At 65.9% G+C, this 21,574-nt stretch carries 16 protein-coding genes and 2 riboswitches; of the genes, 14 read left to right on the forward strand and 2 right to left on the reverse strand.

The window, feature by feature from the left end; all coding sequences use genetic code 11:
* Positions 1–81: 81 nt before the first annotated feature.
* From KEC16_RS18700 to KEC16_RS18715, 4 genes are all read left to right on the forward strand, one after another.
* Complete coding sequence (locus KEC16_RS18700; RefSeq protein ID WP_211551795.1) at positions 82–2,727, forward strand: glycosyltransferase; 2,646 nt, start codon at positions 82–84, stop codon at positions 2,725–2,727.
* 86 nt (positions 2,728–2,813) lie between these two features.
* Positions 2,814–4,334 carry a response regulator gene (locus KEC16_RS18705; RefSeq protein ID WP_211551797.1) on the forward strand — a complete coding sequence of 507 codons (1,521 nt, stop codon included), beginning with the start codon at positions 2,814–2,816 and terminating at the stop codon, positions 4,332–4,334.
* 9 nt (positions 4,335–4,343) lie between these two features.
* Complete coding sequence (locus KEC16_RS18710; protein ID WP_211551799.1) at positions 4,344–5,336, forward strand: NADH-quinone oxidoreductase subunit B family protein; 993 nt, start codon at positions 4,344–4,346, stop codon at positions 5,334–5,336.
* Positions 5,333–6,748, forward strand: a complete 1,416-nt coding sequence (locus KEC16_RS18715) for a nickel-dependent hydrogenase large subunit (RefSeq protein WP_211551801.1) — start codon at positions 5,333–5,335, stop codon at positions 6,746–6,748. Before KEC16_RS18710 ends, KEC16_RS18715 begins: the two co-directional genes overlap by 4 nt.
* A 106-nt stretch (positions 6,749–6,854) precedes the next feature.
* Here KEC16_RS18715 and scpA read toward each other — a convergent pair whose 3' ends face one another.
* Positions 6,855–9,050, reverse strand: coding sequence for a methylmalonyl-CoA mutase (gene scpA, locus KEC16_RS18720; RefSeq protein ID WP_211551803.1), 2,196 nt, complete (start codon positions 9,048–9,050; stop codon positions 6,855–6,857).
* A complete protein-coding gene (locus tag KEC16_RS18725) occupies positions 9,050–11,119 on the reverse strand; it encodes a methylmalonyl-CoA mutase family protein (protein WP_211551805.1) in 2,070 nt (689 codons plus the stop codon). The genes scpA and KEC16_RS18725 overlap by 1 nt, the downstream gene beginning before the upstream one ends.
* A gap of 108 nt (positions 11,120–11,227) precedes the next feature.
* Here KEC16_RS18725 and KEC16_RS18730 point away from each other — a divergent pair, with 108 nt between their 5' ends.
* The 10 genes from KEC16_RS18730 to KEC16_RS18775 all read left to right on the forward strand — a co-directional run bounded on the left by KEC16_RS18730 (position 11,228) and on the right by KEC16_RS18775 (position 21,419).
* Positions 11,228–12,655 (forward strand): short-chain fatty acyl-CoA regulator family protein, encoded by a 1,428-nt coding sequence (locus KEC16_RS18730; protein WP_211551807.1) that lies wholly within the window; start codon positions 11,228–11,230, stop codon positions 12,653–12,655.
* A riboswitch (cobalamin riboswitch) is annotated at positions 12,645–12,838 on the forward strand. (Overlaps the previous gene by 11 nt.)
* Before the next feature lie 84 nt (positions 12,839–12,922).
* Positions 12,923–13,297: a hypothetical protein gene (locus KEC16_RS18735; RefSeq protein ID WP_211551809.1), complete on the forward strand. Its 375-nt coding sequence runs from the start codon at positions 12,923–12,925 to the stop codon at positions 13,295–13,297.
* A gap of 42 nt (positions 13,298–13,339) precedes the next feature.
* A riboswitch (cobalamin riboswitch) is annotated at positions 13,340–13,557 on the forward strand.
* A gap of 288 nt (positions 13,558–13,845) precedes the next feature.
* The gene (locus KEC16_RS18740) at positions 13,846–15,696 is read left to right on the forward strand and encodes a TonB-dependent receptor plug domain-containing protein (RefSeq protein WP_211551811.1); all 1,851 of its coding nucleotides are present in this window, start codon (positions 13,846–13,848) and stop codon (positions 15,694–15,696) included.
* Positions 15,696–16,247, forward strand: a complete 552-nt coding sequence (locus KEC16_RS18745) for a DUF7676 family protein (protein ID WP_211551812.1) — start codon at positions 15,696–15,698, stop codon at positions 16,245–16,247. Before KEC16_RS18740 ends, KEC16_RS18745 begins: the two co-directional genes overlap by 1 nt.
* 21 nt (positions 16,248–16,268) lie before the next feature.
* On the forward strand, positions 16,269–17,000 hold the full coding sequence (locus KEC16_RS18750; protein WP_211551813.1) for an energy transducer TonB: 732 nt from the start codon (positions 16,269–16,271) through the stop codon (positions 16,998–17,000).
* Between the two features lie 10 nt (positions 17,001–17,010).
* Complete coding sequence (locus KEC16_RS18755; protein WP_211551815.1) at positions 17,011–17,847, forward strand: ABC transporter substrate-binding protein; 837 nt, start codon at positions 17,011–17,013, stop codon at positions 17,845–17,847.
* The gene (locus tag KEC16_RS18760) at positions 17,844–18,830 is read left to right on the forward strand and encodes a FecCD family ABC transporter permease (protein ID WP_211551817.1); all 987 of its coding nucleotides are present in this window, start codon (positions 17,844–17,846) and stop codon (positions 18,828–18,830) included. Before KEC16_RS18755 ends, KEC16_RS18760 begins: the two co-directional genes overlap by 4 nt.
* Complete coding sequence (locus tag KEC16_RS18765) at positions 18,827–19,606, forward strand: ABC transporter ATP-binding protein (RefSeq protein ID WP_211551819.1); 780 nt, start codon at positions 18,827–18,829, stop codon at positions 19,604–19,606. The genes KEC16_RS18760 and KEC16_RS18765 overlap by 4 nt, the downstream gene beginning before the upstream one ends.
* A gap of 2 nt (positions 19,607–19,608) precedes the next feature.
* Positions 19,609–20,808, forward strand: a complete 1,200-nt coding sequence (locus KEC16_RS18770; protein WP_211551821.1) for an adenosylcobinamide amidohydrolase — start codon at positions 19,609–19,611, stop codon at positions 20,806–20,808.
* A gap of 29 nt (positions 20,809–20,837) precedes the next feature.
* Complete coding sequence (locus KEC16_RS18775) at positions 20,838–21,419, forward strand: cobaltochelatase subunit CobN (protein ID WP_211551823.1); 582 nt, start codon at positions 20,838–20,840, stop codon at positions 21,417–21,419.
* The last annotated feature ends 155 nt before the right edge of the window (positions 21,420–21,574 follow it).

The following is a 21,574-nucleotide window of genomic DNA, read 5'->3' on the forward strand; positions in this document are numbered from 1 at the left end:
TGTCATCGTGGTCTCTGGACAGCCGATTCGGGACGGAATACTGTCCGGTAGTGATATTCCCCCTGGTGGATTACAGCTTCCATGCGTCTTTCGGGCATCCTCGTCCTTATCGTCATCGTCCTCGCCAATCTCGGGTTCTGGGCAGCCTTGAACCAACCCAAGAGCGGCCTGCCATGGGCCGGCACCATTCAATCGGTGTCGTTCTCGCCGTCGCGCGCCGACGATGATCCCACCGTGGCCCGCTTGATGCCGCAATTGGAAGACACCTTGCTGGCCACCCGCGACGAAATGGACGAAGACCTCGCCATGTTGTCGGGCAAGGTCAACCAGGTCCGCACCTATTCCACCTTAGAGGGGCTGGACCAAGTTCCCGAACTGGCCGGCAAGCATGGGATCAAAGCCCTGCCTGGCGCCTGGCTGGACGAGCGGCTGGGGCGCAACGAGCGGGAAATCAACAATATCGTCCGCATCGCCCGCGACAATCCCAACGTCGAGCGCATCATCGTCGGCAACGAAAATCTGACGCTGCACCGTCTGACGCCGGAACAGATGATCCGCTATATCCGCCGGGTCCGGGCCGAGATCCCCGCCCGCGTCAAGATCAGCACGGCGGAAGCGTGGTCGATCTGGCTGGAACACCCGGAACTGGCCCAGGAAGTCGATTTCATCACCATCCACACCTTGCCGTTCTGGGAACGCGTCGATATCGACGAAGCGTTGGCCTTCACCCAGCGCATGGTGCACGAAGTCAAGGCCGCCTATCCCGACAAGCCCTTGTTCATCGGTGAAGTGGGCTGGCCGTCGGCCGGGCGCTCCTATGGCCGGGCGGAACCATCCCTGGTCAACCAAGCGCTGTTCCTGCGCCGCTTCCTCAATTGGGCAAACGAGGAAGGGCTGGATTACAACGTCGTCGAAGCCTTCGATCAGCCCTGGAAAGTCAATCTGGACGGGACCGCCTCGGAAAAGCATTGGGGCATCTTCACCGTTGAACGCACGCCGAAATTCGACTGGATCGGCCCGGTGATCGAATTCCAGGAATGGCCGTTCCAAGCCGCCGCCGCGACCCTGATCGCCTTTTTGCCGGTGGTGTGGTTCCTGATGCGCTGGAAGGATTTGCGCCTTGCCGGCAAGGTGTTCTTCGGCATGCTGGTGCAATTTGCCGCCACCTTGGTGATCTGGACCATGTCGACCCCGGTGGTCCGCGATCTGGCCCCCGCCACCGAGTTGATGATCTTCGTCTTGCTGCCAGCGCAATTGCTGTTGCTGGTGGTGGTCCTGATCAACGGCATCGAAGTCACCGAACTGACCTGGGCCGGACGGTTGAAACGCGGGTTCAAGCCGCATGCCCCCGATGTCATCAAGCGCTTCCCCAAGGTGTCGCTGCATCTGCCGTGCTATAACGAACCGCCCGAAATGGTCAAACTGACCATCGACAGCCTGATGGCGCTGGATTACCCCAACTTCGAAATCATCGTCTTGGACAACAACACCAAGAAGGAAGAAGTGTGGAAACCGATCGAGGCCTATTGCGCCTCGTTGGGGGACCGGGTGAAATTCTATCACCTCGCGCCGTGGCCCGGCGCCAAGGCCGGGGCGCTGAATTTCGGCCTGTCGGTCACCGACCCGGAAGCCGAGATCATCGGCGTCGTCGATTCCGATTATCAGGTGCGCAAGGATTGGCTGTCGTCGCTGGTGCCTTATTTCGAGGATCCCAAGGTCGGCCACGTTCAGGCCCCCCAGGACCACCGTGACTGGGAACGCGACCTGTTCAAGGAAATGATCAACTGGGAATATGCCGGCTTCTTCGATATCGGCATGGTGTTCCGCAACGAAGCCAACGCCATCATCCAGCATGGCACCATGACCCTGGTCCGCAAAAAAGCGATGGAAGATGCCGGCGAATGGGCCGAGTGGTGCATCGTCGAGGACGCCGAATTGGGCCTGCGCATGATGAAGCTGGGCTATGAATCGGTCTACATTCAAGAACGCATGGGCCACGGCCTGGTGCCCGACAGCTTCATGGCCTACAAGAAGCAGCGCTTCCGCTGGGCCTATGGCGCCGTGCAGATCCTCAAGGCCCACTGGAAAACCCTGGTTCCATTCCGGGAAACCGGCCTGACCGCCGGACAGAAATATCACTTCATTTCCGGTTGGTTGCCGTGGTTCGCCGACGGCTTCTATCTGATGTTCTGTCTGACCAGCCTGTTCTGGACGGCGGGCATGGTGTTCGCCCCGCGTTATTTCGACACTCCCTTGGCCTTCTTCATCCTGCCCACGGTGGGCGTGTTCATCGCCAAGATCATCCACCACATCTTCCTTTACACCACCCGGGTCAAATGCGGCTGGAAACAGCGCCTGCTGTCGGCGGTGGCCGGCATGGGGCTGACCTATGCCATTGCCTGGGCCATGTGGCAGGGGATCTTCACCAAGCACACGCCATTCATGCGCACACCCAAAATGGCGGAAAAGGTCGGCATCAAGGATGCGGTGAAGATGACGGCCGAGGAAACCACCCTGATGCTGGCCCACTGGCTGGCGGCGGTGGCGGTGTTGCTTCCCGGCCATAATTACCAGGACCCTGAAATCCGCCTGTGGGCGGTGGTGCTGGTGGTGCAAAGCATGCCGTTCCTGGCCGCCCTGGTCAGTTCGATCATCTCGACCTTTCCCAGCCGGCCCGCCCCGACCAAGGCAGAAGGAACCCCGTCGTCCGTCGCCGTGGCGGAATAAGCTCCCCTCCCCCTGGCGTTAGCCACATACCTATGGTATGGTCTTCTGGTCTTCTGGTCTTCGCCCGATCAAAGAGGGGGGCCGCAATGCATAAAGTTCTCGTCGTCGAGGACAGCCGCTTCTTCACCCAGATCATCCGTCGCGGCATTGAAGGGCGGCTGGGCTACCATATGCTATGCGCGGCCTCGGCGGCTGAAGCGCGGATCATCTTGGCCGAGCACGGCGATTCCATCCTGATCGCCTTGCTCGACCTGCATCTGCCCGACGCCGCCAACGGCGAAATCATCGACGTGGTCGCCCCCTACAAGATTCCCTCGGTGGTTTTCACCGGCTCGTTTAGCGATGAATTGCGCGAATTCGTCCTTTCCAAGCATGCGGTCGATTACATCACGAAGGACGGACCGGGAAATTTCGATCTGGTGCTTGATCTGGTGCAGCGGATCAGCCGGAACCAGCACACCACCATTTTGGTGGTCGATGATTCCCGCGTTTCACGTCATTACATCCACGATCTCCTCACCCTGCACCGCTTCACCGTGCTGCAGGCCAGTTGCGGCGATGAAGCCCTGGCCCTGTGTGAGGCTCACCCGGAAATCAATCTGGCCATCGTCGATTACAACATGCCCGGCATGAACGGTGTCGAATTGTGCCGCAAGATCAGGAGCAAACGCAGCCGCCACGATCTGGTGATCATCGGCGTCTCCGCCTATGGCAACAACGTCGTGTCGGCCCAATTCATGAAAAGCGGCGCCAACGACTACCTGAACAAGCCGTTCGTGCCGGAAGAATTCTTTTGCCGCCTGTATCAGAACCTGGATCAGATCGAACGCATCGGCGCCTTGCAGAAGGCAGACATCCAATTGCGCGACATCGCGGCGAAGGCCCAGGCTGCCAATGACGCCAAAACCAGCGTCATCACCCATCTCAGCCATGAATTGTGCTCGCCGTTGAACGCCGTCATGGGCTTCGCCCAATTGCTGACCTCGCCGCACAGCCCCCTGGCCGAGCGCGAACTCGCCATGGTCGGCAACATCTTGCAGGCGGGCAAGATGATGCACGGCCTGATCACCGACATCCTTGATATCGCCCGCATTGAATCCGGCCACATCACCTTGGAGGAAATGCCGGTATGCCTGCCCACCCTGGCCGCCGAGATCATCGAGATGATGGGGCCGGCGGCCGGCGACCAAGGCGTGCGCCTGCACGCCCACCACCAGACCGAGGCAATGAAAGTGTACGGGGATGCCCGGCGCCTGCGACAGGTGCTGGTCAACTTGCTGACCAATGCCATCAAATTCACCCCGCCGGGCGGTGATGTGCACGTGGCCATCGGCGTCGATCCACATACCCGTCCGACATTAGAAATCCGCGACACCGGCTGCGGCATGGACGCAGCCGGGATTGTCACGGCGCTGCAACCCTTTGGTCAGGTGGGATCTGTCCGTGACCGGGCCAAGGGTCTGGGCCTGGGCCTGCCTTTGGCCAAATCCCTGGTGGAATTACATCAAGGCGACCTGATGGTGAACAGCCAGCCCGGCCAGGGCACCACCATCACCGTCACCTTGCCGGCCGAGCGGCTCTTGCGTCAGGGCCAAGGCCCGGCCTAAGCTGGCCCGATGATCACCCCGTTTTCCATCCTCTGGCTTCAGGCCGGCTCGTGCGGTGGCTGCACCATGTCGGCGCTGGCCGCCGACGATGTCGGTCTGGTGCGGGCTTTGGCCCGCTTCGGCATCCGCCTGCTGTGGCATCCGTCACTTTCCGAGGAAACCGGGGCCGAGGCCCTGTCCATCCTGGAAGACGCCGCCACCGGCCGGGTCCGGGTCGATGCCTTGTGTGTGGAAGGCGCGGCGCTGACCGGCCCCAACGGCACGGGCCGTTTTCAGATCATGTCGGGCACCGGCAAGCCGGTGACCCAGTGGATCAAGGCCATCGCCGCCCACGCCCGTCATGTGGTCGCCGTCGGCTCGTGCGCGGCCTTTGGCGGCATTCCCGCCGGTGAAACCAATCCCACCGACGCCGTCGCCCTGCAATATGGCGATAACAGCCTGTTGGGCGCCGATTTTCGCGGCCAAGCCGGCTTGCCGGTAATCAATGTCGCCGGCTGTGCCCCCCATCCCGGCTGGCTGGTGGAAAGTCTGGCCGAATTGGCCTTGTCGGATCGCTGCGCCTTGGACAGCCTGGGCCGACCGCGTGCCTTCGCCGATCACTTGGCCCATCATGGGTGCGGCCGCAATGAATTTTACGAATTCAAGGCTTCGGCGGCGCGGCCATCCGATCGCGGCTGCCTGATGGAAAATCTTGGCTGCAAGGCGACCCAAGCCCCCGGCGATTGCAACATCCGCCGCTGGAACGGCCATGGATCGTGCACCGATGGCGGCTATGCCTGCATCAACTGCACCTCCCCCGGCTTCCAGGACCCCGGCGCCCCATTCACCGAAACCGCCAAGGTCGCGGGCATTCCGGTCGGTCTTCCGGTGGATATGCCCAAGGCTTGGTTCATCGCCCTGGCGGCATTGTCCAAATCGGCGACGCCCAAGCGGGTCCGCGCCAATGCCCATGCCGACCACGTCATCATCCCCCCCGCCCGCTTGCCGTCGAAACAATCATGAGCCCCTCTTCGACCCGTCTGATCATCGGCCCCTTCAACCGGGTCGAGGGTGATCTGGAAGTGACCTTGGAACTCTCCGCCGGTCAAGTGCAATCGGCCCGCGTCACCGCGCCGTTATATCGCGGCTTCGAGCAAATTCTCGCCGGCCGTCCGCCCGAAGACGCCTTGGTCATCGCTCCACGGATTTGCGGGATCTGTTCCGTCTCGCAATCGGTGGCCGCCGCCCGTGCCATCGCCGCCATCGCCGGCGCCGGCATGCCCGATAACGGCCGATTGGTGACCGACCTGGTGCTGGCGGCGGAAAACGCCGCCGACCACCTGACCCATTTCGTCTTGTTCTTCATGCCCGATTTCGCCCGCCCGCTTTATGCCGGCCGGCCGTGGTTCGAGACGGCGCGGCGCCGCTTTGCCGCCGAGGGCGGACAGACGGCGCAAACACTGGTGCCGGCCCGCGCCCGCTTCTTGCACCTGATGGGGCTGCTGGCCGGTAAATGGCCACATTCCCTGGCCCTGCAACCCGGCGGCGTCACCAAGGGCGTCGATAGCGGTGAACGCATCCGCCTGCTGGCCATCCTGGCCGATTTCCGCGCCGCCCTGGAAACCACCTTGTTCGCCGACCGACTGGAAACCATCGCCGCCCTCGACAGCGTCGCCGCCCTGCACAGCTGGAGCGCCGCCGCCGCTTGGGACCAGGGCGATTTCCGCCTGTTCCTGCACATTGCCGACGATCTGGGGCTGGAACGCCTGGGGCGCGGACCAAACCGATTCTTGTCTCATGGCAGTTTCGGCCTGTGGCCGGCGGGCATTGTCGCCGAGGGTGTGGCCGCGCCATTCCTTCCGCGCCACGTCAGCGAAGACTTGACCAGCGCCTGGATGGAGGGCCCCACCCAACCCGACGCCGACAAGGACGGCGCCTATTCCTGGTGCAAGGCGCCACGCCTGGAGGGGCGCAGCTTCGAGACCGGCGCCCTGGCCCGTCATCTGGTCGCCGGCGATCCGCTGGCCCGCGCCCTGGGGGCGAATGGCGGCACTGTTCTGGCCCGCGTCGTGCTGCGCCTGATCGAACTGGCCCGTCTGGTCATCGCCATGGAAGGCTGGACCAAACAAATCCGCCCCGGCGAACCGTTCTGCGTCGAATCACCGCTGCCCTTGCGCGGCAGCGGCTTCGGCCTGGTGGAAGCGGCACGCGGCGCCTTGTCGCATCGGCTGACGTTGGAAGGCGGCTCTATCCGCGAATACGCCATCATCGCCCCCACCACCTGGAATTTCAGCCCCCGCGATGCCACCGGCAATCCCGGCCCGTTGGAACAAGCGCTGGAAGGCGCAACCCTGCAAGCGGGGGAAACCACCCCGATTGCCGTTCAGCACATCGTCCGCAGCTTCGATCCATGCATGGTGTGCACGGTGCATTAACCGGAAACCCGCTGTTTCACTATAGTTTCACAATAGGCGTGTGGAATGCGTGCAGCGTCCGTCTGGGATGCGCCGGGGGGAAATGGTGGAACGAGACGGATTGGTCTCACGCCGCCTTCGGCCCATACCCCGCCCGCTCACTCAACTTCGCCAGCAGCTTTTCCGCCGCCTCGCTGATCACCGTGCCGGGCGGGAAGATGGCGGTGGCACCGGCGGCATAGAGTTCATCCCAATCCTGGGGCGGGATGACGCCGCCGACCACGATCATCATGTCCTCGGCCCCCAGCTTGCGCAGTTCCTCCTTGAGCTGCGGCACCAGGGTCAGATGGCCCGCCGCCAGCGAAGAGGCACCGATGATGTGACAGTCGTTTTCCACCGCCTGCCGCGCGGCTTCCGCCGGGGTCTGGAACAGCGGGCCGACATCCACGTCGAAACCCAGATCGGCGAAGGCGGTGGCGATGACCTTTTGCCCACGGTCGTGGCCGTCCTGGCCCATCTTGGCGACCATGATGCGCGGACGGCGGCCATCGCGGGCGCGGAAATCCTCGACCAGCGCCTGAACCTTGGCGACCTTGTCCGACGACCGCGCCGCCTCGCCCGCATAGACGCCGGAAATGGTGCGGATTTCCGCCTTGTGGCGGCCATAGACCTTTTCCAGGGCCAGCGAGATTTCGCCGACGCTGGCCCGCGCCCGGATAGCCTCCACCGCCAGCCCCAGCAGATTGCCGGAACCGGTCTTGGCCGCATTGGTCAGGGCGTCGAGTGTCTGCTGGCAGCGCACGGAATCCCGTTCGGCCCGCAATTTCTCAAGCTGGGCGATCTGCTGCGCCCGCACGGTGGTGTTGTCCACCTTGAGCACGTCGATGCTCTCGGCTTCGTCCAATTGGTACTTGTTGACGCCGACCACCGTCTGGCGGCCGGAATCGATGCGGGCCTGGGTGCGGGCGGCGGCTTCCTCGATGCGCATCTTGGGAATGCCGGTCTCGATGGCCTTGGCCATGCCGCCCTTCTGCTCCACCTCCTGGATGTGCTCCCAGGCACGGGCCGCCAGGTCGCGGGTCAGCCGCTCCACGTAATACGAGCCGCCCCACGGGTCGATCACCCGGCAGGTGCCGCTTTCCTGTTGCAGGAAAAGCTGGGTGTTGCGGGCGATGCGGGCCGAGAAATCGGTGGGCAGGGCCAGCGCCTCGTCCAGGGCGTTGGTGTGCAGGCTTTGCGTATGGCCCTGGGTCGAGGCCATGGCCTCGATGCAGGTCCGCGTCACGTTGTTGAACACGTCCTGCGCCGTCAGGCTCCAGCCCGAGGTCTGGGAATGGGTGCGCAAGGACAGCGACTTGTCGCTTTTCGGGTCGAACTGCTTCATCAGCTTGGCCCACAGCATGCGCCCGGCACGCATCTTGGCCACCTCCATGAAGAAGTTCATGCCGATGGCCCAAAAGAACGACAGGCGCGGCGCGAACTGATCAATGCTCATTCCGGTCGCCATACCGGCGCGGGCGTATTCGACGCCGTCGGCCAGGGTGTAGGCCAGCTCCAGATCAGCGGTGGCCCCGGCCTCTTGCAGGTGATAGCCGGAAATGGAGATGGAGTTGAATTTCGGCATGTGCTCCGCCGTATAGGCGAAGATGTCCGAAATGATGCGCATGCTGGGCTTGGGCGGATAGATATAGGTGTTGCGGACCATGAACTCTTTCAGGATGTCGTTCTGGATGGTCCCCGACAGCTTGTCGGCGGAAACGCCCTGCTCTTCCGCCGCCACGATATAACCCGCCAGCACCGGCAGCACGGCGCCGTTCATGGTCATGGACACCGACATCTGATCCAGCGGGATGCCGTCGAACAGCACCTTCATGTCCAGGATGGAATCGATGGCGACCCCCGCCATGCCCACATCACCCGGCACGCGCGGATGGTCACTGTCGTAGCCGCGATGGGTGGCGAGGTCGAAGGCCACCGACAGGCCCTTTTGCCCCGCCGCCAGATTGCGGCGATAGAAGGCGTTGGATTCCTGGGCGGTGGAGAAACCGGCATATTGTCGCACCGTCCACGGCTGGTTGACATACATGGTGGGATACGGCCCACGCAGGAACGGCGCCAGTCCCGGCAGCGTCTCCAGATGGTCCAGCCCGGCCAGATCGGCGGCGGTGTACAGCGGCTTGACGTCCAACAATTCCGGAGTCTGCCACAGCGCCTCTTCCGGCATCTTCCCGGTCTCGGCCAGGAAGCGGGTGCGCCATGCCTGGAAATCGCTATCGCTATCGGTGCCCAGGGCGATCTTGGTGAAATCGGGGAAAGTGGACATCACAGGGCGACTCCCAGATCGGCCAGGGTGGAACGCAGGATGGCGAGCACATCGCAGCCCACCGAGATGAAACTATCGACACCCGCCGCCGCATAGGCGTCGCGCTTGTCGCCGGGATTGCCCGCCAGGAACAGGGTTTGCACCCCGGCGGCCTTGAGCGCGCGGGCGAAGGCTTCCGCATGCTCCTCGTACTGGTTATCGCCGCCGCACAGCACGGCGATGCGGGCGCCGCTGTCCTTGAACGCCTGGACGCAGCTTTCCGCATCCTTGAAGCCGGAATTGCCCAGGGCCTGGATGCCGCCCGCCTCGAAGAAATTCTTGGCATAGGTGGCCCGCGCCGTGTGGCTCGCCACCCGGCCCAGATTGGCCAGGAACACCACCGGCCACGCGCCCGTCGCCGCCTTGTGGGCATCGGCGGCATCGCGCAGCGCCTCGAAACTTTCGGCGTGGCGATGGCGCGGCAGGGCTGGAATGGACAAGCCCGCTCCCTCGGCCAGGGCGGCGGCCATGCGGCCGATGCTGACGCCTTGCTCGGCGGCGTCCACCAGGGCGTCGAGGCTATCCGCAGCGAATGACGGCACCTCGATCCGCGCCGGGGCCAGCCGCACCGACGCCTGCATGCGCAGGGCGGCGAAGTCGGGCGCCGGCCGTTCCACCGCTTGCTCCAGGATATTGGGGAATTCGTTGATGCCGGTCAGCGAATCCTTCCGTTTCGCGATGTTCTTCTCGCGCGCCGCCCACGATTCCGCCAATTGCCCGGCCCACCAGCCGTCCAGCAAGATGGCCGCCATGCCGCCCCGGCCCTCGATGTCCTGGAACAGCGCCCACGCCGCCTCGGCCAATTGCCGGGTCAGCGCCTCCACATACCACGAGCCGCCGGCCGGGTCGGCCACCTTGGTCAGCGACGATTCCTCTTGCAGCAGCACCTGGGAATTGCGGGCGATGCGGCGGGCGAAATCGTCCGACGGCCCCAGCGCCGCGTCGAACGGCGCCACCGCCACGCTGTTGGCCCCGCCGATCCCGGCGGCAAAGGCGGCGACCGTGGTGCGCAGCATGTTCACCCACGGGTCGCGCCGCGACAGAATGCGAGCGGCGGTGCGAGCATGGATGTGCATGGCCCGCGCCGGCGGCGTGGCGCCGCACACTTCGGTCACCCGCGCCCACAACAGGCGGGCGGCGCGCAGCTTGGCGATGGACAGGAACTGGTCGCAGCCCACCGACAGGGTAAAGGCCATCTGGCGGCAGGCGGTGTCGATCTCCAGCCCGCCCTCGACCAGCGCCCGCAGATAGGCCAGCCCGGTCGCCAAAGCGGCGGCCAGATCCTGGGCCTCGGTGGCGCCGGCGTTGTAATGGGCGCTGGTGTCCACCCCCACCGCCGTGACATTGGGCCAGTGTTCCACCGTCCAGGCGGCCAGTCCGGCCATGCGCGCCAGCGCCCCGTCCAGCGTTTGGCCCAGCACGCCCTCTGCCGCCAGCACGCCCAGCGGATCGGCGTTGAAGGCGCCGCGCGCCTGATCCGGCACCACACCGCGATTGCGCCACAGCGCCACCAGCAGGGCGGCCGCCGGTTCGGCCTGGGCTCCCGCCTCCAGCGCCAGCGGCACCATGTCCAGATAGACGCCGCGTAGGGCGCGGTCCAGATCGTCGATGGAATAGACCATGGCGCCGTCGCTTCCGGCCAGGTCTTCGGCACGCGGATCGTCGCCGTCCAGCCCGGCCCGCACCGCGCGGTCCAGCCGCAGGGTCAGGGCGGTGGCACCGCGCGCCAAATCGGTCAGCATGGCCGTGTTCACCGCCTGAAGATCGGCGGCGTCATGCTCGGTGCGGATGGCCCAACCCTCGCCGCCCGCCGTGGCGCCGCGCGTATAGGGCGCCAGTCCCGGCAGGCCACCTTCCGCCGGGCTGTCGGCGCGGGTGTAGAGCGGCTGCACGGCGATGCCCTCGGGCAGATGCGTCACCAGCTTGTTGTCGAAGGGTGCCCCCTTCAGCGCCTTGTCCACCGCCACCAGCCATTGCTCGCGGGTCGGCGTGGGGAATCCGGCGGCCAGGGACAGGGCTGCTTCGGTCATGGGAGATCTCCTTGTCGTATTCGCAACATACGCAAGACATCTGGACGCAGCACCGGCAAAAGGGCTAATTCTTGCAAGCGTCACCCCTTGCTTTTGCGGATTTTGCGAATGAAGAAGGTCTTTGCCGGCGTGCGGCTGAAGCGCCTGCGCGAGGAAAAGCGCCTGACCCAAGCGGCGCTGGCCCGCGCGCTCGGACTGTCCACAACCTACGTCAACCAGTTGGAGCACGACCAGCGGCCGCTGACCCCGGCGGTGGTGGACAAGATCGCCGAGGTGTTCGGCACCGCCATTCCGCTGGATGAGGATGCCGAGGCGCGGCTGGCCAGCGAACTGCGCGACGCCCTGGCGGAACTTGGCGATACCGTAGCCCAGGCGGAAATCCGCCAGTTGGCGACCACCATGCCGGCGTTAGGCCGCGCGGTGCTGAACCTGCACCGCCGCTATCGCCAGACCCTGGAGAAGTCCGAGGCGTTGGCTGCCGGACTGGAGCAGCGCGGCCAGTCGATGACCGCGCTGATGCCGCACGAGGAAGTGCGCAACTTCTTCTACGACCGCCGCAACCACATCGCCGAACTGGACGATGCCGCCGAGCGCCTGTTCCAGCGCCACACTCTGCTGGCGGGCGACATGGAGCGCGGGCTGGAGCGCCTGCTGGCCGAGGCGCACGGCATCACGGTGCGCCACCAGGACGGCATCGGCCACCGCCGTTATGGCCACACCAACCGCGTTCTGACGCTGCCGCCCAACCGCGCGCCGGGTCAGCAGGCGTTCCAGATGGCGACGCAACTGGCCTTCCTCACTCAGGGTGCGCTACTGGACGACCTGACCCGGCGCGGCAAGTTCTCGGGGCCCGAGGCGCGGGCGCTGGCCCGCATCGGCCTGGCCAATTACTTCGCCGGGGCGCTGGTGCTGCCCTACGGCCTGTTCCTGGCCTCGGCCGAGGAACTGCGCTACGACATCGACCTGTTGGCCGGCCGCTTCGGCATCGGCTTCGAGACGGTGTGCCACCGCCTGTCCACCCTACAGCGGCCGCGCTCGCAGGGGGTGCCATTCTTCTTCGTCCGCGTCGACCGCGCCGGCAACATCTCGAAGCGGCAATCGGCCACCGATTTCCATTTCTCGCGCGGCGGCGGCACCTGTCCGCTGTGGAACGTCTACGAGGCCTTCGCCAGCCCCGGCCGCATCCTGACCCAGATGGCGCGCATGCCCGACGACCGCACCTATCTGTGGATCGCGCGGACCGTGTCGCATCGTTCCGGCGGCTGGGGGGCACCGGGCAAGAATTTCGCCATCGGCCTGGGCTGCGACATCCGCCACGCCAACCGGTTGGTCTATTCCCAGGGCCTGGATCTGGCCGATCCCAGCGCCGCCACCCCCATCGGCGGCGGTTGCCGGGTGTGCGAACGCGCCGCCTGCCCGCAACGCGCCTTCCCGGCGGTGGGCCGGCCGCTGGCGGTGGACGAAAACCGCAGCCAGTTCGAGCCCTATGCCTCTGCCATGCTTGACACCGGGGCGCCGCCCCCATACCGTCCCTAGTGGTTACGGCCCCCGGAGCATCAATATCCGGGGCTAAGAGGGAAGCCGGTGCGAGTCCGGCGCTGCCCCCGCAACTGTCAGCGGCGAGCCGCAGTCCAACCATGCCACTGGGGCACCCCCCGGGAAGGCGGATGAAAGCCGAGACCCGCGAGCCAGGAGACCTGCCGCAACCCGTGTCAACGTCGTCGGGCGGGGTGTCCCGGTGGGTGAGCGCGCCCGTCGGCGTGCCTGCTCGGATGCCCCGTTCCCATGCTGGAAGGGGAAACCATGTCGAGACAGGTCGACGGCTTCGCGGCCGACAGTGTCATCCGTCTGAACTTCGCCGCCCGTGCGGTCCCGCAAAGCCCACCCGCCATGGCGCCGTTCATGGTCGAGGCCCGCGCCGACGGTTGGAAGCTGCACGCCGGTAACCGCACCCTGGACGCCGCCGAGTTGATGGAGGCGGCCGATCTGCTGCGCGACATCGCCCGCAGCCTGGCCGACATGGCTTACGCTGCCGCCGGCCAGCCGCCCCAACCATGTATCGCCGAATTCGTGCTGTACGAAACCGGAGGAATAGACCACTGGATCGCCAATGGCGCCGATTGCACCCGCCTGCGCCTGGGATTGCGCACGGCGCTCAGCACCGTCCGAGAGCCATGACAAACCAAAGGTCATAATTGACAGGCCCGATCAGCCTGTGCCATTTCTTTTGCCACGTGAAGGTTCCCCAATGGGCAAACCCCAGGGGATTAAAACGGGAACACGGTGAGGACGACCCAATCGGGGCCGAAACCGTGGCTGCCCCCGCAACTGTGAGCGGAGAGCGCTCGTCCAACAATGGTCACTGGGATTCTCCCGGGAAGGCCGGACGAACGCGATGACCCGCAAGCCAGGAGACCTGCCTCACGTCGTCGCCCAACCGTTCGAGCGGGGTGTCTCGTCGGGCCGGAAGTTCCTTCCGAACATGGTGACGTGTGTTTTCGTCGTCCCGTTCGGAGTCTGGGCATTCCCCCTCTCTCCGACAGGATCGAACAAGGCCGCTTGCGGCGTGCTTTCGCGCGCCGTGTCGAGGTCTGCCGTGCGGTTGCATGGCGTTTGAGAGCCTGCCGCGCGATTACGCGGTGCTTGAAGATGGAAGGGACTGGCGATCTTGGCGGACTCCAGCCCCTTCCGTGAACAGTGGTCCATTCACACAGACGGAGTCTGTTATGCCCAAAGTGCATCCTTTTTCAGCCGCTGTCAAAGTGGCAGCCGCCTGCGCGGCCGTCTTCGCCGCCCCCGTGTTAGCTGAGGAAACCCACGGTGAAATGGTGGTCACCGCCAATCGCGTGGAAACCAAAAGCGAGAAGATCGGCAGCGCAGTGACCGTGATCACCGCCGAGCAGATCGAGCGCAGCCAGAAAACCACCGTGGCCGAGGTGCTGCGCGACGTCCCCGGCCTGGCAGTGTCGCAAGCCGGCGGCGCGGGACGCACCACCGCTGTTCGCATCCGAGGCGCCGAGTCCTATCACACCAAGGTCATCATCGACGGCATCGACATGTCCGACCCCAGTCGGTCGCAGCCGTCCTACGAATTCGGCAACCTGCTGACGGCCGACATCGAGCGCATCGAGGTGGTGCGCGGCCCACAAAGCCTGCTGTACGGCGGCGAGGCAGTGGGCGGCGTCATCAACATCATCACCCGCAAGGGCCAGGGCAAGCCGCGCGTCAGCGCCAATGCCGAGATCGGCAGCCTGCACACCTATTCCGCCGGCACCAACGTTTCGGGCTCGCAGGACCGCGTTAGTTACGCCTTCGGCGTGACGCATTTCGAAACCGACGGCATTTCCGTGGCCTCGGATCGCACCGGCAATTCCGAGCACGATCCCTATACCAACGACACAGCCAACGCCCGCCTGGGATTGAAGTTGACCGACATCTGGGACGTCGAGGCCGCCGGCCGCTTCACCCGCGCCAAGGTCGACACCGACGCCTGGAGCGGCGGCATCGCCCGCGACGACGACAACATTCAGCGCACCTTCGAGCGCAGCGCCCGGCTGGCCACCAACCTAGTGCTGCTGGATGGCCGCTTCAAGAACACCGTGGCCTATTCCATTTCCGAAGCCGAGCGCGACATCCGCGCTGGGCGGCGGTACTCCAACGGCGCCAGGAGCTTCTTCGACGGCGAAAGCCAGAAGCTGGAATACCAAGGCACCGCCAAGCTGACCCCCGATAACCACACCATCGTCTTCGGCGTCGAGAACAAGCAAGACAGCACCAAGCAGAGCAACATGGCCAAGGACGTCACCGACACCGGCTATTACGTCGACTACCAGTTCAGCCCGCTGGATTCGTTGTTCCTGACCATGGGCGGCCGCCTGGACGATCACCAGACGTTCGGCACCCACAAGACCGGGCGCGGCACCGCCGCCTATCTGGTGGACGCCACCGCCACCCGGCTACACGGCAGCTACGGCACCGGCTTCCGCGCCCCCAGCCTGTACGAGCTGTTTCACCCCACCTACGGCAATCAGTCCCTGAAGCCAGAGGAAAGCCGCGGCTGGGATGCCGGTATCGAGCAGCAATTGCTGAACGGTCGCGCTGCTGTCGACGTCACCTGGTTCGACAACCGCATCCAGAACCTGATTCAGTGGAACAACACCTACAACAACATCGCCTCGACCCGCGCCCGCGGCGCCGAAGTGAGCGGCCACTTTGACGTCACCCAGGATTTGCGGCTGAACGCGACCTACACCTTCACCGACAGCCGCAACAACACCACCGGCCAGATGCTGGCCCGCCGTCCCAAGAACCAGGCATCCTTCGGTGCCGCGTGGCAGCCGCTGGAGGGTGTCACCACCGACGCCACCCTGCGCGCGGTGGGGCGTCAGTTCGACAGCGCCACCAGCAATTACATCGGCGGTTTCGTCACCTTCGACCTCGCCGCCGCGTACCAGTTGACCGACTGGGCCAAGGTCTATGGCCGGGTCGAGAACCTGCTGAACAAGCAGTACGAGGAAGTCGACACCTACGGCGCCCCCGGCCGCATGGTGTTCGCCGGCGTGAAGGCGTCGTTCTGATGGTCGGCGCGGTCGCGTCCGTCATCCGCCAGGAATTCGGCGCCGGCCGCGTCGAATCCTTTCCACTGCCCACCGACCAGGATTTCCTGTTCCGCCTGCTGGCCGACATCTTCCAGAACCACTGGGAAAAGATCGTGTTCGGCACTGCCGTGCAGGGTGCGGTGTTCGAAATCCGCGTCGCCGACGCGCCCCGGAATGTCGATCTGGCCGACGGCTATCTGACGGTGGATTTCGGCTTCTGGCACTTTCACCTGTGCATCGGCGAACACAAGGCCAGCCCGCCGGAGGTGGCGGCTTGGCGCCGCACGGCACGGGCCGAGTTCAGCCGCACCCTCGCTGAGGACGACACGCCGCGTTCGTGGGGGCTGCGGCTGTTCAACGGCGGCGGCGAACAGCAATTGAGCGTGTTCCTCCCCAGTCCCTTCCATGCCGACAACCGCATGCTGCCCCAGCCTGACTGGTCGCGGCTGGAGCTGTGGGATGGCTTGCGCGCCCGCTATTTGGGGGCCGAACCAGATCCCATCGATCGGGCGGGGCGGAAGCGGGCATGAACCGGCCAGGAGCCGCCCTGCATGAACGCCCTTCGCATCCCCTTGTCGTCCGCCACCATCGGCCGGAGCCAACCGGCGCTGGTCGCTTCGGTCGCGTTGCATGTGGCGGCGGCCCTGCCCCTGTTCCTGCCGATGGCACGGCCGGCGGCGGAGCTCACGCCGCCGATGGTGGTGGAGTTGGTCATGGCAGCCGAGGAACCCGTCACCGCGGCGCCATCCGCCGGGATCGCGGCGCCAACGCCGGCACCAGCACCACCTCGATCCACCTCCGCGCGGGTCAAATCCACGCCCCGTCCCCCAGTCAGCAAGCCGGTTCCGGCACCGCCGACCACAGCGGCCAGCGACGGCGCTGCCGCACCGCAGGACGCCACGCCGCCGCCGGCCGAGGCCGGCACGGCGGACGGCGCCGCCGCAACGGCACGGGGAACGGATGCGGGAACTGGCGGCGGAACGACGGGCAAGGAGGGGGAGGTATCCGCGCCCGCCTACGCCTTGGGAACCGCGCAGACACCGGCGCCGGACTATCCGTGGAGCGCGCGGCGGCGCGGTGTCGAGGGACGTGTCGTGCTGCGTCTGGAGGTCGGCGCCGATGGTCGTCCAACCGGGGTGGAACTGGTGCATGGCAGCGGCCACGACGTCCTGGACCAGGCGGCCATCACCACGGTCTGGCATTGGCGCCTGCGCCCGGCCATGGCCGGGGGCGTCGCCGTGGCGGGACGGGTGGTCGTCCCCATCGCCTTCAAACTGATCTGAGGCTCGCGCGATGATCCCGACGAAATCCCTGATGGCCGGATTGCTGTTGCTGGCGGTCCCCGCCTTGGCCGACCCGGCCCTACCCATGGTCGCCTCGACCATGGTGTGCGCCGACCAATACCCCCTGGCCCTGCTGCCGCCCGAGAACATCATCGGCGTTTCCGCCCTGGGGCACGATCCGATCATCTCGGCCCTGGCGGATCGGGCTGCACGCCTGCCGACCATCAAGAACGACGCCGAAAGCTACATCATGGCCCAGGCCGATCTGGTGCTGGGATCGGATATGGGCGACAGCAAGACCCTGTCCACCCTGCAACGCCTGGGTGTCGAGGTCTTGCGCATCCCGTCCCGCAACAGCTTTCCCGCCATCTGGGAGCAATTGGCGATCGTCAGCCGCAAGCTGAAGGCGGAAGGCACGGCAAAAGCGCTCGATGACGACGCGCGCCGCCGACTGGAGGCCGTGCCGAGCACCCCCGCCGACCGCTCGGTGGTCGCCGCTTATTTCAATTCGGGCTACGGCACCGCCGCCGCCGGGACCTATGTGGACGAAGAGATGAAGGCCGCCGGATACCGCAGTCTGGCGACCGAACTGGGTATGAAGGGCTGGGCCAGGCTAGACCTGGAGACCCTGGTCCTGCATCGGCCGCCGGCCATCGTGCAGGCCAACTTCGCCATGAAGACCAACCGGCTGTCCGCCCGCTTCATGCAGAACCCGGTCTTCCAGAAAATTCGGGACAGCGTCACCGTCGTCAACATCCCTGGATACAAGACCGCCTGCGGCAACTGGACCCTGGTGGAGGGCGTGGAATTCCTGCACGCCGCCCGCCAGGGCGGAGACACACCATGAGTCCTCGCTGGTATTTTCTGTTGCTGGGCGGGCTTGCCGTCCTGGCGCTCGGCTCTCTGCTGATCGGCTCGGTCAGCCTTGCCCCCGCCGAGGTGATGGCCGCCCTGTTCGGACAAGGTGAGTCCAAAATGGTGCTGGTGGTGCAGGAATTGCGGCTGCCGCGGGCCCTGCTCGGCCTCATCGTCGGCGCCGCGCTCGGCATCGCCGGTGCGGCGCTACAGGGGCTGCTGCGCAATCCGCTGGCGGAACCGGCTCTGATCGGCACCTCGGCCTGCGCCGGGTTGGGCGGCGTCATCGCTTTCTATTTCGGCTGGGCCGCCGCCTTCGCCTGGGCGCTGCCGCTGGCCGCCATCGTCATGGCCGGGTTGGGCACCCTATTGCTGCTGACCATCACCGGCACGCGGGCCGGCACCCTGACCATCATCCTGGCCGGGGTGGTGATCTCGTCGCTGGCCATTTCGTTCACCTCGCTGGCCATGAACCTGTCGTCCAACCCCTTCGCCGTGAACGAGATCATCTTGTGGCTGATGGGATCGCTGAAGGACCGCAGCTTCCAGGATGTGCAACTTGCCGCCCCCTTCGTGCTGGTCGGCGCCCTGGTGCTGCTGCGCTGCGGCCCGGCGCTGGATGCCCTGACCCTGGGCGACGAGGCGGCGGCCAGTCTGGGCTTCAGCATGGCCCGGCTGAATCTCACCATTATCCTGGGCTGCGCCCTGGCGGTGGGAGCCTCGGTTGCCGTCGCCGGGTCCATCGGTTTTGTCGGGCTGGTGGTGCCGCATGTGCTGCGGCCGCTGGCCCGCAACCGCCCCTCGGCCCTGCTGCTGCCCAGCGCCATCGGCGGTGCCCTTCTGGTCACCGCCGCCGACGTGGCGGTGCGGCTGATCCCGTCCACCTCGGAAATCATGCTGGGCGTGCTGACCTCCATCGTCGGCGGGCCGTTTTTCTTGTCGCTGCTGCTCAAGATCAGGAAGAGCCATTCATGACCATACTCGAAGCCCGCGCCCTGTCGGTGACGCTGGATCACTGTCCGGTTCTGTCCCACGTCTCGCTATCCGTCGGCACGGGGGAAATGCTGGGACTGATCGGTCCCAACGGTGCCGGAAAAAGCACCCTGCTGCGCGCCCTGGCCGGTCTGATCCCCGCCGAGGGCGGCTTCCTGGAGGGGCACCCAATCCGGTCTTTTGCCCCCAAGGAACGCGCCCGCCGGTTGGCCTATCTGCCCCAGGGCAGCGACAGCCATTGGCCGATGGCGGCGCGCGAGGTGGTGGCGCTGGGGCGCACGCCGCACCACGGCGGCAAGGTGCGCCTGACACCCAAGGACCACGACAGCATCACCCGGGCCATGGCCGAGGCCGACGTCGAGGCCTTGGCCGATCGTCCCATGAACCGCCTGTCAGGCGGCGAACGGGCGCGTGTGCTGCTGGCCCGTGCGCTGGCCGTGGGCGCCCCGGTGCTGATGGCCGACGAACCGGCCGCCCATCTGGATGTGGGCCATCAACTGTCGCTGATGCAGGTGCTGCGGCGGCGCGCCGAAGGCGGAGACACCGTGGTGCTGGTGCTGCACGATTTGTCCTCGGCCCTGCGCTTCTGCGACCGCGTCGCCGTGCTGGCGCAGGGGCGGCTGGTGGCCCAGGGCAACCCCGCCGAGGTGCTGAGCGATGCCTGTCTGGCGCAAGTGTTCGGCATCGCGGTGGCGCGGGGGCGGCACGAGGGCGTGCCCTTCTTCCAGCCGTGGTCGCCCGTGCGGCAGGGAGCCTGAACATGCTGCTGCGGACTTTCTTCGACGCCATCGAACTGCACCGCGACGACAAGTTCGTCAGTGCCCGCTTCCTGCGCCCGTTCAAGGTGATCTCGACCTGCCCAGCCCATGGAGGGGTGACCGACCATCTGGACATGGTGTTCAACCATCAATGCTGCGAACCGGCCGGCCACCAGATGACGCATCTGACGGCCGCCCACCGCCAGCCCGCCCAGTATCAGGCCGCCCTACTGACCGATCACGACCTGGAGGACAAGGCGGCGGCGGGGCTAGGCACCGCCGCCAACATGCATAATCTGTGCATCGCCGAGGAAACCTACCGCGAGCTTGCCGTGGTGGCGGTGGCGACCGGCGGCGTCGAAGGCAACGCCGCCCGCGCCGGCGACCCGGCTTCCTATTACGAATATGACGCCCTCTTTCATCGCATCGGCGACATCGGCCCGGAGAAACAGGGCACCATCAACGTCATGCTGGCGGTCAACACGCCGCTGACCGATGGCGCCCTGGTGCGCGCGGTGATGACCGCCACCGAGGCGAAAGCCGCCCTGCTTCAGGAATTGTCGGTGCCGTCGCGGCAATCGCCATCCATCGCCACCGGCACCGGCACCGACCAGATCGCCGTCATGGCCCCCGCCGATGGCGCCACTCCGCTGGGTTCGGCCGGACATCACAGCAAGCTGGGCGAACTGATCGCCCGCGCCGTCGGCCGCGCCATCCGCGACACCCTGGTCTGGCAGAACGGTCTGTCGCCCAATCGGCAATGCTCGTGCGGGCAATTGCTCGAACGCTTCGGCGCCGGAACCGAGGCCCTGGCGGCGCGCATGGCCGAATTGCTGCCCGACGACGAACTGGCGGCGCTGGCAGGCCGCAACCGCCACGCCCTCGACCGCGATCCGCCCAGCGTCGCCGCCACCAGCGCGCTGATTCACCTCTATGACCAAGTCTGCTGGCAGGTGATTCCGCAAACCTGCTGGCCCGAAATCGCCACACAGCAAGCCGCGCTGCTGGCCGCCACCGTGTCGGGACGGTTCGACCGCCTTGCCGGCTACCGCGACGCTCTGGCCGCCAGGACCGGCACCTTTACACCCGCGGCACTGGTATCGCTGGCGGCGACGGCGCTGGCGCTCGGCTTTGCCGACAAATGGCAGACCACCACCCGACGGCTGGAAAGTGTGGTCCTGTCAGGCGAGGCAAGCGGATGATACATCCCCCCACCGAAAAGAGACACCCCATGTCCCCGTCTGAGATGCGCGTCGTCTTCATCGACACCAACGGCACCACCTTGGCGCTGCTGGGCGCCGCCCTGCGTCAGGTCAACCACGGCCGAGATAAGCCGATCCAGGTGGTCGCCCGCTCGCGCGACGATCTGTTCGATAACACCCGTATCGCCGAATGCGTCGCCGAGGTGCGGCGGGCCGACGCCCTGATCCTGCTGCCCCATGGCGGGGCGGAATCCATTCCCGGCTTCGACCTGTTGGTCGCCGCGGCCCAGGGCAGGATTATCCATCTCCAGACTTCGGCCGCCGCCCCGGAAACTTTCGATCTGGCCCGCGACACCTCGACCGATTTCGGCGCCGCCGCCTATGCGCGGCGCAACGCCTATCTGGCCAAGGGCGGAATCGCCAATCTGGTCAATCTGCTGCGCACTCTTGCCGGGGACGGCTCGCCCCAGACCGAACCGCCGCCCCCCACCGATGTCCCCACCGAGGGCCTGTACCATCCCGACTATGATGGCGCGGACAATACGGCGGATTATCTGGCCTGGGCACGGGCGCGGCGGGGCGCCGACGAGCGGGTGCCGGGGCGGCGCTGACCGAGTTGGACGTGCCGGTGCTGCAACTGGTCCTCACCCACAATCCGGCGAGCGTGTGGACCGACACCGAGCAGGGCATCACTGGACTTGCCCGGAAAGAGTGGAGAGCGTTTCTCTGTCTATGCAGCTTCGGCCTCGAAGCGGCACGGGCTTTT

Origin of the sequence: Magnetospirillum sulfuroxidans (assembly GCF_018224925.1) — a bacterium.
Lineage (GTDB): Bacteria > Pseudomonadota > Alphaproteobacteria > Rhodospirillales > Magnetospirillaceae > Magnetospirillum > Magnetospirillum sulfuroxidans.

Coding starts and splice junctions, on each gene's coding strand:
- KEC16_RS18745 (WP_211551812.1), top strand. CDS start 15,696: ATGGTCGGCGCGGTCGCGTCCGTCATCCGCCAGGAATTCGGCGCCGGC.
- KEC16_RS18755 (WP_211551815.1), top strand. CDS start 17,011: ATGATCCCGACGAAATCCCTGATGGCCGGATTGCTGTTGCTGGCGGTC.
- KEC16_RS18700 (WP_211551795.1), top strand. CDS start 82: ATGCGTCTTTCGGGCATCCTCGTCCTTATCGTCATCGTCCTCGCCAAT.
- KEC16_RS18740 (WP_211551811.1), top strand. CDS start 13,846: ATGCCCAAAGTGCATCCTTTTTCAGCCGCTGTCAAAGTGGCAGCCGCC.
- KEC16_RS18775 (WP_211551823.1), top strand. CDS start 20,838: ATGTCCCCGTCTGAGATGCGCGTCGTCTTCATCGACACCAACGGCACC.
- KEC16_RS18750 (WP_211551813.1), top strand. CDS start 16,269: ATGAACGCCCTTCGCATCCCCTTGTCGTCCGCCACCATCGGCCGGAGC.
- KEC16_RS18730 (WP_211551807.1), top strand. CDS start 11,228: ATGAAGAAGGTCTTTGCCGGCGTGCGGCTGAAGCGCCTGCGCGAGGAA.
- KEC16_RS18765 (WP_211551819.1), top strand. CDS start 18,827: ATGACCATACTCGAAGCCCGCGCCCTGTCGGTGACGCTGGATCACTGT.
- scpA (WP_211551803.1), bottom strand. CDS start 9,050: ATGTCCACTTTCCCCGATTTCACCAAGATCGCCCTGGGCACCGATAGC.
- KEC16_RS18760 (WP_211551817.1), top strand. CDS start 17,844: ATGAGTCCTCGCTGGTATTTTCTGTTGCTGGGCGGGCTTGCCGTCCTG.
- KEC16_RS18735 (WP_211551809.1), top strand. CDS start 12,923: ATGTCGAGACAGGTCGACGGCTTCGCGGCCGACAGTGTCATCCGTCTG.
- KEC16_RS18770 (WP_211551821.1), top strand. CDS start 19,609: ATGCTGCTGCGGACTTTCTTCGACGCCATCGAACTGCACCGCGACGAC.
- KEC16_RS18725 (WP_211551805.1), bottom strand. CDS start 11,119: ATGACCGAAGCAGCCCTGTCCCTGGCCGCCGGATTCCCCACGCCGACC.
- KEC16_RS18710 (WP_211551799.1), top strand. CDS start 4,344: ATGATCACCCCGTTTTCCATCCTCTGGCTTCAGGCCGGCTCGTGCGGT.
- KEC16_RS18715 (WP_211551801.1), top strand. CDS start 5,333: ATGAGCCCCTCTTCGACCCGTCTGATCATCGGCCCCTTCAACCGGGTC.
- KEC16_RS18705 (WP_211551797.1), top strand. CDS start 2,814: ATGCATAAAGTTCTCGTCGTCGAGGACAGCCGCTTCTTCACCCAGATC.